The 12,174-nt window shown below is 70.4% G+C and carries 11 protein-coding genes, 1 tRNA gene and 2 pseudogenes; 8 read left to right on the plus strand and 6 right to left on the minus strand.

Annotated features, from left to right (window positions below):
* Positions 1-120 precede the first annotated feature (120 nt).
* A tRNA-Gly gene (locus AAT21_RS15180) sits at positions 121-194 on the minus strand.
* Between the two features lie 451 nt (positions 195-645).
* The gene (locus tag AAT21_RS15185; RefSeq protein ID WP_046777043.1) at positions 646-1,110 is read right to left on the minus strand and encodes a hypothetical protein; all 465 of its coding nucleotides are present in this window, start codon (positions 1,108-1,110) and stop codon (positions 646-648) included.
* 203 nt (positions 1,111-1,313) lie between these two features.
* On the opposite strand from AAT21_RS15185, the gene AAT21_RS15190 reads away from it, so the two are divergent.
* The 4 genes from AAT21_RS15190 (at position 1,314) to AAT21_RS39000 (ending at position 4,506) form a co-directional block, all read left to right on the plus strand.
* The gene (locus AAT21_RS15190) at positions 1,314-2,099 is read left to right on the plus strand and encodes a hypothetical protein (RefSeq protein ID WP_046777044.1); all 786 of its coding nucleotides are present in this window, start codon (positions 1,314-1,316) and stop codon (positions 2,097-2,099) included.
* Positions 2,100-2,691: 592 nt separating this feature from the next.
* Entirely contained in the window at positions 2,692-3,027 is a 336-nt protein-coding gene (locus AAT21_RS36785) for a hypothetical protein (protein WP_046777045.1), read from the plus strand.
* Between the two features lie 727 nt (positions 3,028-3,754).
* Complete coding sequence (locus tag AAT21_RS15200) at positions 3,755-4,045, plus strand: hypothetical protein (RefSeq protein ID WP_046777046.1); 291 nt, start codon at positions 3,755-3,757, stop codon at positions 4,043-4,045.
* 53 nt (positions 4,046-4,098) lie between these two features.
* Entirely contained in the window at positions 4,099-4,506 is a 408-nt protein-coding gene (locus AAT21_RS39000) for a hypothetical protein (protein WP_235438802.1), read from the plus strand.
* An 89-nt stretch (positions 4,507-4,595) separates the two neighbouring features.
* On the opposite strand, the pseudogene AAT21_RS39995 reads toward AAT21_RS39000, so the two are convergent.
* Positions 4,596-5,341: pseudogene (locus AAT21_RS39995) on the minus strand (tetratricopeptide repeat protein); the annotation flags it as partial.
* A 1-nt stretch (position 5,342) separates the two neighbouring features.
* Positions 5,343-6,834: pseudogene (locus AAT21_RS40000) on the minus strand (serine/threonine-protein kinase); the annotation flags it as partial.
* On the opposite strand from AAT21_RS40000, the gene AAT21_RS37545 reads away from it, so the two are divergent.
* The 3 genes from AAT21_RS37545 (at position 6,814) to AAT21_RS15220 (ending at position 7,938) form a co-directional block, all read left to right on the plus strand.
* A complete protein-coding gene (locus tag AAT21_RS37545) occupies positions 6,814-7,134 on the plus strand; it encodes a hypothetical protein (RefSeq protein WP_030852838.1) in 321 nt (106 codons plus the stop codon). The pseudogene AAT21_RS40000 and the gene AAT21_RS37545 sit on opposite strands and share 21 nt — an antisense overlap.
* A 5-nt stretch (positions 7,135-7,139) precedes the next feature.
* Positions 7,140-7,451 carry a hypothetical protein gene (locus AAT21_RS36795; RefSeq protein ID WP_157879710.1) on the plus strand — a complete coding sequence of 104 codons (312 nt, stop codon included), beginning with the start codon at positions 7,140-7,142 and terminating at the stop codon, positions 7,449-7,451.
* A 220-nt stretch (positions 7,452-7,671) separates the two neighbouring features.
* Positions 7,672-7,938, plus strand: a complete 267-nt coding sequence (locus AAT21_RS15220) for a hypothetical protein (RefSeq protein WP_046777048.1) — start codon at positions 7,672-7,674, stop codon at positions 7,936-7,938.
* A gap of 590 nt (positions 7,939-8,528) precedes the next feature.
* On the opposite strand, the gene AAT21_RS37550 is transcribed toward AAT21_RS15220, so the two are convergent.
* Both AAT21_RS37550 and AAT21_RS15225 read right to left on the minus strand, forming a co-directional pair.
* Entirely contained in the window at positions 8,529-8,822 is a 294-nt protein-coding gene (locus AAT21_RS37550) for a hypothetical protein (RefSeq protein WP_157879711.1), read from the minus strand.
* A gap of 57 nt (positions 8,823-8,879) precedes the next feature.
* Complete coding sequence (locus AAT21_RS15225) at positions 8,880-11,414, minus strand: DEAD/DEAH box helicase (protein ID WP_046777049.1); 2,535 nt, start codon at positions 11,412-11,414, stop codon at positions 8,880-8,882.
* Between the two features lie 244 nt (positions 11,415-11,658).
* Here AAT21_RS15225 and AAT21_RS15230 point away from each other — a divergent pair, with 244 nt between their 5' ends.
* Positions 11,659-11,898, plus strand: coding sequence for a hypothetical protein (locus AAT21_RS15230; RefSeq protein WP_046777050.1), 240 nt, complete (start codon positions 11,659-11,661; stop codon positions 11,896-11,898).
* Positions 11,899-12,174 lie beyond the last annotated feature (276 nt).

Here is a 12,174-nt window from a genome sequence, read left to right on the forward strand (position 1 = left end):
CCCGCACCGGCCGCCACACGACCGTGCCGGGGCGGGTGCTGCGCCCGGCCTGGCGGCCGCAACCCGCCGCCGGTGTTCAAGATCTGTCCCGGCGCGCCCGTTTCGTGGGCAGGCACGGCGGGGGAGCGGCCGGATTTGAACCGGCGTCCTCCCTCTTGGTTAGAGGGCGCGTCTACCGCTGCGCTACAGCTCTCCCGCCGCGGTATGCGCACCCTACGCGCTCCCGCCAGGATCGGCGTAGCGGGTTTCGAGCCCACCGCTCGCAGCCGCCTGGCGCAAGGTGGCGGCCCGCATCCGACCGGACGACATACCGCCTGCGCGGCCCCGCGCCTCGCCTGGCTTCGCGGTGCCGGGTTCCGGGCTTCTATAGGGTGGCGCACATGACCGATGCCGTCCCCACGGATCCGCAGGACGAAGCCGCGCAAGGCCGCATAGCTCTCTGGCTCGCAGCAGAGGACCTTGGGTGGCTCGCACGCCACTGCTGAGACGCGTCACCTGATGAGAAGGACCGGTGCAGCCGCCTCCGGTTCCGAGCGAGTACCGCCCTGCACAAGCGCAGCCAGTCCCACTGACGCAGCTTGACTCACGGCGTCACGGAGCTCTCGACCGACGACATCCCAACGCTCCAGGCGGGCCCAAACGCTTTTAAGGCGTCTTGCTGAAGGCCCGCGGGGCAGCCCCGCCCCGTAGGACACCTGGTCGGACCGCAGCGTGGATGGCCTCGATCACCAGGCGTTGATCGTTCTGCCGCATCATGGTCAGCGGGACTTTGAGCTCCGGTTCGCCGGCCTGACGGCAGCGGATCACATACCCCAGGGGCCCCGCCTCCTTCACCTCGACGCGGTCGAGGGCGGCGAGCGGTAGCCGCTGTGGTGTGAGGCCCCGGCGCACTGTGATGTGTCTGTCCGCTACCGAGACGGTGAGGAGCCAGTGCAGGGCGAAGGAGAAGACAGCGAATGCGGCCCCGAGGGCAAGCCAGACCGGCCTCGGCAGCACCTGGCCGTTGCTGGTGAGACCTTGGTTGAGCGCCACGAGAACTGCGGGGGCAGCAAGCACCACGAGGCGGCGTGGGTCAGGGCGGACGAGCACGAACTCGCTGTGTGCAGGCATGGAAGGACTCTTCCCTCGAGGTGGTGGCGGGTATGACCCACTCGGGGCCGACCGGGCTCAACCCTTCGCACATGCACGGAGCCTGGTCAAGTTCCCGCTGGCCGCGCTGTGCTGGCAGGAGGCGCAGTGAGCTCGACGGCGCTGCGGCACGACCGTAAGCGGCGCCCCAGGGCGTTGTCGGTGGGGGGTGTGAAGATCCGAGCGTGATCAAGGAATCCACGCACGCCGCATCCGAGCAGATTCGGCACGATGCGATCTCTTGTGGTCCGCCGATCCGGCGACTCTTCCGGGACGTCGTCGCCGATCGTCTGCCGGACCGCATGCCGCTCCAAGCTGCGATGTTGTTCGGCTCAGAGACCGACCCGGCCTGGGACGACCGGACCTTCCTCGCCGAGTTCTACAGCGAGATCCTCCACCAGGACACCTGCCAGCCCTCCACCGCCGACGGCCTGGACCTGCTCGCGGCCCTGGCCATCGACGACCGGGTTCCCGCCCGACACCGGTTCCAAGCCGTCGGTCTGCTGTTCAGCGCTGCCACCGTCGCCGAGCGCCACCTTGCCGAGGCCTGGCCGGCCACCCCGCACCATGCCGATCCCGACAGTGAGGCCCGTGCCTGCGACGCAGTCCTGTCGCACATCCCTGACCTACTCGACCGCTGGCCGGCCGAATGCCCCGCAGTTCGGCTGGCCCTGGCCGGCCTCGCCGTCGTCTTCCCAACGGATCGCACCCTGCCCGCCCTGACGGCGCGCCTGCACACCATTCTGAATGAACACCTCCAGGGCACCGACATCGGCGACTACGTGAGGTTCGTTCTCGTGCTTGCCGCCTGCGACGACAGTCAGGCCCTCGCGGTGACCGAGAAGCTCACCGACGCCTACTGGACGGGCACAGCACGCGGAGTGCCGACGCGGGCCCGAGCTCTCCACCTCCTCGGCCAGATGCTGACCAAGGTCGGAGCCGGACTCGCCCGGCCACGCATTGGGCAGTGACGCCTCACAGACACCGCTAATTCGCGTGAGTATTCACGTAGCCTCAAGATCCGCAGCCGCTGTCCAAACCGGCGGACAAACGCTGCCCCTGGAAGAGTCCGGCTCGCGACGCGTGCCCGGTGGATGATCTTCGCTGAGAGACCAGTGGGAGCGAAGGTGGGCCTCAGGCGCAGACGATGGGGCAGCGACGGCGGACCGAGTGCTGTGCAGTGCGCAGGAACAGTGCGACGTAGAAGGTTGTGTCCAAGTCCTTGATCCAGGGGCCTGCGTGAGTAGTGGCCAGTTTCATTGCTCGGTGCCTGAACCATGTGCTCAGGGCGAGGTCGTCGCATGTCGTGCCCGTGGACTGGGCGCTCGCCGAGGCACGGATCCGGGAGGCCTCCGCCGTTCTGGGCCGCGCCGGACGAGCTGACGGTGCTGGTGATGTCGCCGCGCTCGGTGACTTCCTGGCTGTCGCCGCCGAGCATGCCCCGGCTCTGGTCCGTGACCGTGTCCGCGCGGCGGCCGACGCCTTCGAGCAGGCCGCCCGCGCCCCGGCGCCCGCAGCCTGGAGGGCCGCGCCCGCGCCGGATGGCGCTCGGCCGCGCGGGCGTTGGAGCACGCCCCGCGTGCCGGCCGTGGGGGAGGCGCCGCGGTCGTCCTCACCCTGCTGATCGCCTTGGTGGAGGCGGTGGAGGCCGCCGCCTGGCACCGCGCGCAGGAGTTCCGGGCGCAGGCGAGAGCCGCCGCGGAGGCGGCCGTGCTGCTGCGCGACGCCGCTGCCCTGGCCGGCGGCCGGCCGGGGGCGGGCCCGGAGCCGCGTACCGGCCGGGTGACGCGGGCTGCAGGCCGTGGCCTGCCCGCCGCTGCGCCCGGTACCGGCACCGGCACCGGCCCGCCCGCGCCCGGCTCCGCCCCCGCCGGATCCGCCCGGCTCGTCGCCCCGTAGCTTCTGATCCCGCCCGACCGTTCGTCTGGTCCAGGTGGTCACCGCGCTGCCCCGCTGACGGTGCGGCCGTGGCGCGACGTACGGGACAGCGTCAGCGGACGGAGTGCATCTGTGCGATGAGTTCGGTGTTGGCGATGCCAGGCATGAGCGCCAGGTGAAAGTTGTATCCCTGGTCGCAGAGGACCAGCTCGTGTCCGGGGGGACGAAGCGGCGGAAGAGACAGGCAAGGCGCGCGGCGTCTGCCAGGGATGTGTCCAGGTACAGGCACGTCCCGTCCTCGTGCAGGTATGCCTCGACGGGGCCTTCTTCCGTCTCGGCAGTCCATCGGAAACCGCACGCCTCGCTTCGGTGGGACGCATCGACCTCGGCATCGGGCCAGAGTGCGCGGATCGCCGGTGTCAGTGCTACGGGATCGGCTCTCCATGGGGTTGTCGCGCCGTCGAACAGGGCCATGAACGTCGCCATGCCAATAGGTTTATCACCGCTGTGCGATCCAGGCCCTGGCGCTGCTGTGTGACGCGGCCGCACGGGCCGGCGGCCGGCCGGGGGAGGGCTTGAGGCCGCGTACCGGCCGGGTGACACGGACCGCACACCGTGGCCTGCCGCCCGCCCCGCCTGTTACCGGTGTACCGGCCCGGCCGCGCCCGGGCCAGCCGCCGCCGGACCGGCCGGGCCCTGCGGCCCGTGCCCGCTGACCCGCCTGTCCCGACCGAGGGAGTCGTTGCTGATGACGTCCGGTTACCCGCCGCTGCCCGAGCCGTTCTTCGAAGCCCTCGGGGAGGCCGCCCACACCGCGGCGATGGCCTACCGCCGGGTGCTGGCCATCTCCGACGCGGTCCGCCGCGCCGCCCAGAAACGCCTGACCGGACGGGAGGAGGAACTCGGCGAGGACGCCGAGAAGATGGCACCGGGCTGGTCGGCCGACCAGCTGCGCGGCGAACTCCGCTCAGGGATGACGCAACTCCTCAAGTCCGGCAGCCGACGGAGTCCACATGCGGATGTCCATGCCCTCACCTAGAGCATGGCTCCCGGCCGTCCACCTGCTGCCCCGCCCAGGCCGCCGGGACGGACTTGCATCCGGAGTTCGACCGGGCCGACGTCGTCAACTGGCTGCTCGCCCACGACAAGATCACCCTTCCCGCCGGTGCGGGGCAGGCGTCGCTGCTGGTGCGCGGCGAGAGGGGCGCTACAGGCAGGTTCCGGCTGGATGCCCCGTGGCTGGGCCTCGCCGACGACATCGAGGGCACCGACCGGCTGTCGGGCTGGGTCGCCGACGACGCGGACGCCGACGCGCTGGCCGCCCTCGCGGCGGGCCCGGTCGGGGCCACCCCTGACACGGCTCACCGCACCGGGCGCGGGTCCCCTCGCGGTGCTCGGGGACGTCCGGGTGACCGACCGGCTTTGGTCCGGATCTGGGGGCCTGCGAATCACGCTGGAATGGCCGGCCCGCCTGCGCGGCACCACCGCGCACACCGGTAACGGTGGTGTGGTCGCCACGGCGTCCCGCAGACCAGGACCGGCGAGGACTGCGTGTGCACCCGCCACGACTGCGGCGGGGCGGCGGCCCNTCATGGCGTCGGTGTTTCCGGTGTTGGCGGCGCGTTGGTACCAGGGTTCCGCCTGGCTGGTGCGGCCAGTGTTATGCAGCAGCAGTGCGAGGTTGTTCATGGCTTGGGTGTGTCCGGCGTCGGCGGCGCGCTGGTACCAGGGTTCCGCCTCGGTCTCGCGGCCAGTGGTCTGCAGCAGCACCCCGAGGTTGTTCATGGCCTTGATCTGTCCGGCGTCGGTGGCTTTTCGGTACCAGGTTTCTGCCTCGTTGGTGCGGCCGGTGTTCTCCAGCAGCAGTCCGAGGTTGGTCATGGCGCCGGTGTTCCCGGCGTCGGTGGCTTTTCGGTACCAGGTTTCTGCCTCGTTGGTGCGGCCGGCGTCCTCCAGCACCATGCCGAGGTTGTTCATTGCGTTGGTGTTTCCGGCTTCGGCGGCGCGCTGGTACCAGGGTTCCGCCTCGGTCTCGCGGCCAGTGTTCTCCAGCAGGAGTGCGAGGTTGTTCATTGCGTTGGTGTTTCCGGCGTCGACGGCGCGCCGGTACCAGGGTTCCGCCTCGGTCTCGCGGCCAGTGTCCCGCAGCAGCACTGCGAGGTTGTTCATGGCTTCGGTGTTCCCGGCTTCGGCGGCGCGCTGGTACCAAGGTTCCGCCTCGGTCTCGCGGCCAGTGTTTACCAGCAGCATCCCGAGGTTGTTCATGGCGTCGGTGTTTCCGGTGTTGGCGGCGCGTTGGTACCAGGGTTCCGCCTGGCTGGTGCGGCCAGTGTTANTCATGGCGTCGGTGTTTCCGGTGTTGGCGGCGCGTTGGTACCAGGGTTCCGCCTGGCTGGTGCGGCCAGTGTTATGCAGCAGCACCCCGAGGCTGTTCATGGCGTCGGTGTGTCCGGCTTCGGCGGCGCGTTCGTACCAGGGTTGCGCCTCGGTCTCGCGGCCAGTGTTCTGCAGGAGCAGTGCGAGCTTGTTCATGGCGTTGGTGTGGCCGGTGTTGGCGGCGCGCTGGTACCAGGTTTCTGCCTCGTTGGTGCGGCCGGTGTTCTCCAGCAGCACGCCGAGGTTGTTCATGGCGTCGATCTGTCCGGCGTCGGCGGCCTTCCGGTACCAGGTTTCTGCCTCGTCGATGCGGTCAGCCTCTTGCAGCAGCCACGCGAGGCTGAACATGGCGTCGGAGTCTCCGGCTTCGGCGTCCCGTTGGAGGTGGTGCTCGTCGGTTTCCGACGCCTCCGCTGCCGGCACGGGGGTGGGCCCGGGTGCGAGGTGGGCGGTGCGCAGGCGTGCGGCGACGTCTTTGGCGGTGGGGGGACGGCCGGCGGGGTCTTTGGCAATAAGGGAGGTGATGAGGTCGTCGATGTCGGGCGGGATTGCGGGCTGGCGGGTGCTGGGCGGTTCGGGAGTGGTGGACAGATGCATGGCGATGACGGCGTACGCGGAGTCCGCGGTGAACAGGGGGCGCCCGGTGAGGAGCTCGTAGAGGCTGGCACCCAGGGCATACAGGTCGGCCGAGTGCGTCGGTGTCTGGCCTCTGAGCTGCTCGGGAGCCATGTAGTGAGGGCTGCCGAGCAGCGCTCCGGTCATGGTCAGGCCGATCGTGCCGTCCTGGACCTGGGCGATCCCGAAGTCGCAGATCTTGACGGTGCCGTCGTCGAGCAGCATGAGGTTGGCCGGCTTGATGTCGCGGTGGACGATGTTTTGCGTGTGGGCGGCGGCCAGCCCGTCGCACACCTGGGCGCCGTACTCCACCACCTGCTCCAGGGGGAGCCCGTCGGGGTGGTCCTCGCGCAGGACCGTCGCGAGATCACGACCTTCCAGGAACTCCATGACGAGGAACGGAGAGACTTCCACCTGCCCGTCGGCGCTCGTCTCCCGGTGCTCGCCCAGGTCGTGGACGACGGCGATGTTGCGGTGGTTCAGCCGGGCGGCTGCTTCGCCCTCACGGCGGAAACGGGCCAGGACCTGGGCAGCGAGCCGTTCGTCACGCAGATGGGAGGTGAGTACCGTCTTGACCGCGACGGTACGGCGCAGCCTCAGATCGGACGCCGCCCATACCTCGCCCATGCCGCCGTGCCCCAACCGGCTCTCGAGCCGGTAGCGGCCCGCTAGCTCCATCCCCCTATACATGCAGGTCAACGTATGCGACTCGCCCGCGATACGACAAGAATCCTCCGAACCTGGGCGGGGTTTTCCGGCCGCATCCGCCGGCCCGCTGCCAGGAGTACGAGCACCGCCGCGACACCGAGACCCCGCATGCAGCAGCTCGGCGAACATCACGGCACCGACACCGTCGCCCAGCACCTGAACCGCCTCACCACCGCCACCTCCTGGCAGGAAGCCACCGGCAGCGCCCTGGTCGGCCGCCTCGTCGACGCCACCCTCACCTCCCTGACCACCCCGCCCGGCGCACCGGCCCCCTCCCGGCCCCGGGTGTCCGCGGCCGCCGCCCGCTCCCGCTCCACCACCACCCCCACTGCCGCCGCGGCCCCCGGCCGGCCGGCCCCGGCGGAGGCCGCGGTCCCCGCCCACCGGCAGCAGGCCGCACCCGTCAGGGGCGCGGGGCGTAGGCGGTGATGGTGATGACGGGCAGGCAGCGCCGGGCCGGTGGCAGCGCGCTGGCGGGTCTCGTGCTGGCCACGGCCGGCTGGTGGGCGCAGTGGTCCGGGTACGAGGTCGTGGGCACGGCCCTGACCCTGCTGGCCGGGACCGTGGTGCTGGCAGGTGCGTGGCGCTCGGGCGTCCTGCACCTCCCGCAGCACGAGGCCGGCCGCCAGGCAACGCAGCAGCAGCGGGCGCGGGACTCTGGCTGCAGATGCTCGGAGGGCTCCTCCTCATGCGCACCCTGCTCCGTGCTCTACGGGCCCCTCCACTTGCTGGCAACGCTGCTGTGAGCGCCGCCCGCGCCGCGCACGCGTTCCGGCTGTGGGTCTTCCGGGCCATGGCTCGTCCCTGCTCCACCACGCCCGCCGCTGCGGTCCCCGGTCAGCCGGCCCCGGCCGAGGCCTCGGTCCCGGCCCACCGGCCGCGCCTGCCAGGGGCGCGGGATACGGCCGGTGAGCAGGCCGTACGATTCGCGGGGGCGAGGGAGTTCGGTCACGGGAGGGGACGAACATGAGGTTTTTCTCCGTGGAGGGCCGGGAGTACGCTGCCCTCACAGTGCTCGGGAGCGACGACTTCGACGCTCTGGAAGTGGTGGAGATGACTGCTGCCGGGCGTGGCGCCCTCTTGTTGGAGTTCCGGATGGACGAGGAGACGGCCACGCTGGTGCACCTTGGCGCGGAGGTGGGTATTCCGCTGCTCAGGGCCTCCCTGGAGATCTTCCGCACGGACTTTCTGGAGCCGAGGCGCGCGGCGGGGTTGCCGCTGCGGCCCTGGTAGCCGAGCCTGGTCTGCGCCTTGGGTTTCGGTTGCCGGAGGGAGGGTGTGGTCGCGGTGTGACGACGGCCTGAGGCTGATGCCGGGGCGGACTGGCCGGCCATGCTCCGGTAGCGCTAGCGCGAGGAGCACCAACCCTTCTACTGCGCCCAGTCGGCGCCGAGTTCGGCGAGGGCGGCGAGCTGCGCGAGGTTGAGCCGGTCGCGGCGGGCTTCCTGGTTCCCGATCCAGATGCCAGTGCGGTGATCCGTTCCATCGGGCAGCTGCTCGACGGTGGCCCGTCCGGACAGTCGGCCTTCCCGCGCGACGTACTGCGGGAGGGCTGTCAGGCCTTTCTGGAAGGCCTCTCCGCCTGCGCGCGGCCTGGCGCGGCCGTGGTCGTTTTCGCCGCCTTGCGGGCCCGTGGGGCCTTGGTCACGTCGAGTTCGCCGAGCCGTCGTTGCTGCTCGGCGCCCGGCCGGTCTCAGTTGCATCGTTGGGTACGAGCCACCGTCGGACGTCCTCGCCATGCCGGGGGCTGTCGAGCGGCGCTGCTGCGGGTGGAGACCCTGATTGTGGCGGGGTGCCTTGCAGCTACCTGGTGCAGGTGTCGGTCAGTTCCGTGGCCTGCTCAGTGCACTGTCGGGGGTGCGTGCTGGGCTACATTCGACGATCTCTCGTGCGGCCTTCAGATTGCTTGGGTGGCAGTCGATCAGTCTGGTGGTGATGAGTACTGCGTGCATGAGGGGGACGCCCTCGTCTTTCAGATGCTGCTGGATGGCGTCCATGTCGATGCCTGCCGCGAGGAGGGCTCTGCATTCATCGATGCGGTCGGCTGTCTGCTGCGCCAGTTCGGGGGACAGCCCGCCGATTGAGGCGAGCAGTTCTTCTGCGGTGGGACTCGGCATGGTGGGGATCTTCCCAGAGGATCATCCGCGGGATCCATGAGGTTTTAGCTGCCTCACCTACCGGGCCCAGTCGATGCCCAGTTCGGCGAGTGCGGCGAGCTGCGCGGTGTCGAGTCGGTCGCGGCGGGCTTTCTGGTTGGCGATCCAGATGCCGGTGCGGTGCTCCGTCCCATCGGGCAGCCGCTCGACCACCGCCCGTCCTGGCATTCGGCCTTCCCGCGCCACGTACTGCTGGAGGGCTTGGAGGCCTTTCTGGAAGGCGTCCCCGCCCGCCGGCGGCCGGGACGCCGTGGTCGTCTTCGCCGCGGTCTTGCGGGCCGGTGGAGCCTTCTCGGGCTTTACGCCGAGTTCGGCGAGCCGGCGCCGCTGCTCGGCGTTCAGCCGCCCCCAGCTCCGCCGCTGCGCGGCGAGCCAGCGTCCGACGTCCTCCCCGTGCCGGGTCACCCCGGGCACGACCGCGGTCAGGCGGGCGCCTTCGGCGAGGAGCTGCGCGAGGTAGGCGTAGTGCCGCTGCCAGTCGACCGTCCACCCGCGTTCGGCGGGGTTCCAGTCGGGGTCGATCGCGGCGAGCTGAGCGGCCCGCCGCTCGGCGCGTACGGGGTCCTTGCCGAGCCCGCCGGGGCGGCGGATGTTGGTGAGCCACTGCCCGATCTGGACGTCCATGATCGCTGCGCCCCGCGGCGCGGCCAGGGTTCCGTGGAGGTCGTGGTAGGCCCGCGCCGCGCCGAGGTTGGCTTCGAAGCCGGCGTCGGCGGTGTCCCACACGATCCCCAGCGCCTCCAGCTCGGCCGCGCGTTCGCCGGTCATGGTCCCGGCCCGGTAGGCGCGGCGCTGGTCGGACAGCCACCTGCCGAGCGGGAACGCCCCGGCGGTTTCGACGTGCTCGTACGGGACGTCCAGGTCGCCTTCGCGCTGCCGGTACCGGTGCGCGGCTTCTGCGCCGCGGCGCCAGTCCTGCCGTTCGGTGTTGATCACCTGGTAGCTGATCCATTTCGCGATCAGCGCGGGGTCCCGCGGGGTCGCGAAGCGGAGCAGCAGCCGCGACTCCTCCTCACCCTCCTCCGGCGCCTGCCCGACCGGCCGTGACGGGTCGACGATCCTTTTCTGATTCTCCTGGGGAATAGCGAGCATTTCGACAGCCTTTTCATCATGCGCCCGCAATCCCGCCAGAACCCGCACCAAAGGCCTATAGGAATCCGAAGAAAGCATGTCCTCAGGCTTTTCACCCTCCCGCAAAAACACGGGAACGATCAGGGTGGCCATCTTCCCTTCACCGGGCTTCTGCCGCAGAGCCCGCCCGATCGCCTGGACGATGTCGACGGCCGACCCCTTCGGATCGATCAGAGCCACGCTGTCCGTGGCCCGAATATCGACCCCTTCGCCCAAGACCCGGCAATTCGAGAGCACGGCGCGCCCGGCCCTGCGCCCGAAGTCCGCGAGCACGGTCTGCCGGTGGGAGCCCTCGTGTTCCCCGCACAGCCACCCGGCCCACACCCGCTCGGGATGCCTCCCGGGGGCGACGGCGTGCAGCCGCGCGGCAACCCGCTCCAGTCCTACAGCGAAGGCCTCCGCCTCCATGGTGCGGTGGTGGAACGTGATGGTGGTCTGCAGTCCGTGCTCGGCCATCGTCTCCAGCAGCGCGGTCTGCGTCGCCGCCAGCCGCTGCCCCCGCAACTGCTCCTCGTACCGCTCCTCACTATTCAGCCGCTGCGGAGTAACAACAGGGTCAGTGAGTTCCGCCACCACAATCTGATACTTCGCCAAAAGCCCCCGGGAAATAGCCGAAGCGAGCGAAAGTTCATAAACGACCGGCCCGAACACCGTCGGGTCGTCCATCGAGCACGCGAGGTCCTTCGGCAGCCGGTCCCACCGCGGCCGCGCCACCCACATCCGCCCCTCCGCCTCAGCCTCCTCCCGCTCCCGACGCTCCTCCTCCGCAGCCCGCCGGCGGGCCTCCTCCTGCTCCCGCTCCTGCGCCCGGGACCGCGGCGCCCGCTCCATCCAGACCCTTGGGGTGGCGGTCATGTAGAGCCGGCGCATCGCGGGGATCACCTCCTGCCGGTGGACGTCCGCCCACGCCTTCCCGGCCGACCCGGACGTGCGGTGCGCCTCGTCCACGATCACCAGGTCGAAGACGTCCATGGGCAGCCCGTATGCGCCTTCGTGGGCCTCGGCGATGACCGGCAGGGAGGCGTACGTGGCGTACACCGTGACGGGGCCGCGCCCGTGCCACAGCCCTAGCTGGGGCGCCGACGTCGTCGTGCGGACGTCGAGCTGCCACAGCTGCGGATCGTCCTCCAGCGAACACACAGCGACAGCCGGCCCGGTGTGCCCGGCGAGCCGCCACTCCCGCACCGTCTGCGTCAGCAGATCGAGCGTCGGCAGCAGCACCAGGACCCGCCCGTGCCGCGCCAGCCGGAGCGCCGCTGCCGCGGCGATAAAAGTCTTCCCGGTCCCGCACGCGGAAATGACCGTAGCCCGCAGTCCCGCCTCCGGAATCCGCTTGCCCGGCGGGATATCCAGCCCCCGGACAATGGCTTCCACCGCCTCCTCCTGGTGAGGACGCAGCACGATGTCACCGGACTTCTGCATTCGGTACTCCGCTGAACTCGAAGCGGCGGGCAGACCCGCCAGGGAGGGAGTGGCGATGTTCTCGGGATCCTACACACCTACACGTATCACATCAGCTGTGATGCACACCGAGGACTGTACCGCGATTGGCTGGCCAAGCCACCCGATTCCGCCCGATGGGGCACGGCCATCCCGCGTGCCGGATCATGGACTCGAAGCGTCACCCCGACCGGAGGTGGGCTCGGTTCACGTAGGGGTGGGGAAAATGCTGGACGGGTTCGAGCTGTGGCTGCGCAAGATCGTGGGGCCCCTGTTCGTGGGTCTGGGCCTGTGCGGTGTCGGACTGTCCGAGGAAGGCTGGTGGCTTCCCTTCCGGCTGCTCTTCGCAGTCATGGGCATGGCTGCATTCTGGGAGTGCGTGAAGGAGACATGGAAGCTGGTGCGCAGCAAGGAGTCGACCAAGGCGCAGTTGGACCGGCTGGAGGACGAAGCCAGGCAGCAGTAGGACGAGCCGCCCCCGAACCGTCGCCAGCCAGCCCGCGTCAGCGGACACCCCAACGGGCCGAAGGCCCGTCAATTCCGCCGCTTGCGGCGGAATCTGGCGCCGCGTCAGCGGCGCCGTCCCGGCGCCTGCGCCGGGACTTCCCTCGACGGGCCGCTTGCGGCCCGTCGATTCCCGCGCTCGCGCGGGAATCTGGCGAAGCGTCAGCGCAGCCTGCCCGGAGCGCAGCGGAGGGCGTCTCTCCTGAGCGCGCCAGCGCTCAGGTACCCGCTCCGCGGG

The sequence above is a fragment of the Streptomyces yangpuensis genome, assembly GCF_001005295.1.
GTDB lineage: Bacteria > Actinomycetota > Actinomycetes > Streptomycetales > Streptomycetaceae > Streptomyces > Streptomyces yangpuensis.

Bases quoted from the DNA above. Each gene is read 5' to 3' on its own strand.
- AAT21_RS15185 (WP_046777043.1), bottom strand. From the start codon at position 1,110: ATGCCTGCACACAGCGAGTTCGTGCTCGTCCGCCCTGACCCACGCCGC.
- AAT21_RS15200 (WP_046777046.1), top strand. From the start codon at position 3,755: ATGACGTCCGGTTACCCGCCGCTGCCCGAGCCGTTCTTCGAAGCCCTC.
- AAT21_RS37545 (WP_030852838.1), top strand. From the start codon at position 6,814: ATGCAGCAGCTCGGCGAACATCACGGCACCGACACCGTCGCCCAGCAC.
- AAT21_RS36795 (WP_157879710.1), top strand. From the start codon at position 7,140: ATGACGGGCAGGCAGCGCCGGGCCGGTGGCAGCGCGCTGGCGGGTCTC.
- AAT21_RS15220 (WP_046777048.1), top strand. From the start codon at position 7,672: ATGAGGTTTTTCTCCGTGGAGGGCCGGGAGTACGCTGCCCTCACAGTG.
- AAT21_RS37550 (WP_157879711.1), bottom strand. From the start codon at position 8,822: ATGCCGAGTCCCACCGCAGAAGAACTGCTCGCCTCAATCGGCGGGCTG.
- AAT21_RS15225 (WP_046777049.1), bottom strand. From the start codon at position 11,414: ATGCAGAAGTCCGGTGACATCGTGCTGCGTCCTCACCAGGAGGAGGCG.
- AAT21_RS15230 (WP_046777050.1), top strand. From the start codon at position 11,659: ATGCTGGACGGGTTCGAGCTGTGGCTGCGCAAGATCGTGGGGCCCCTG.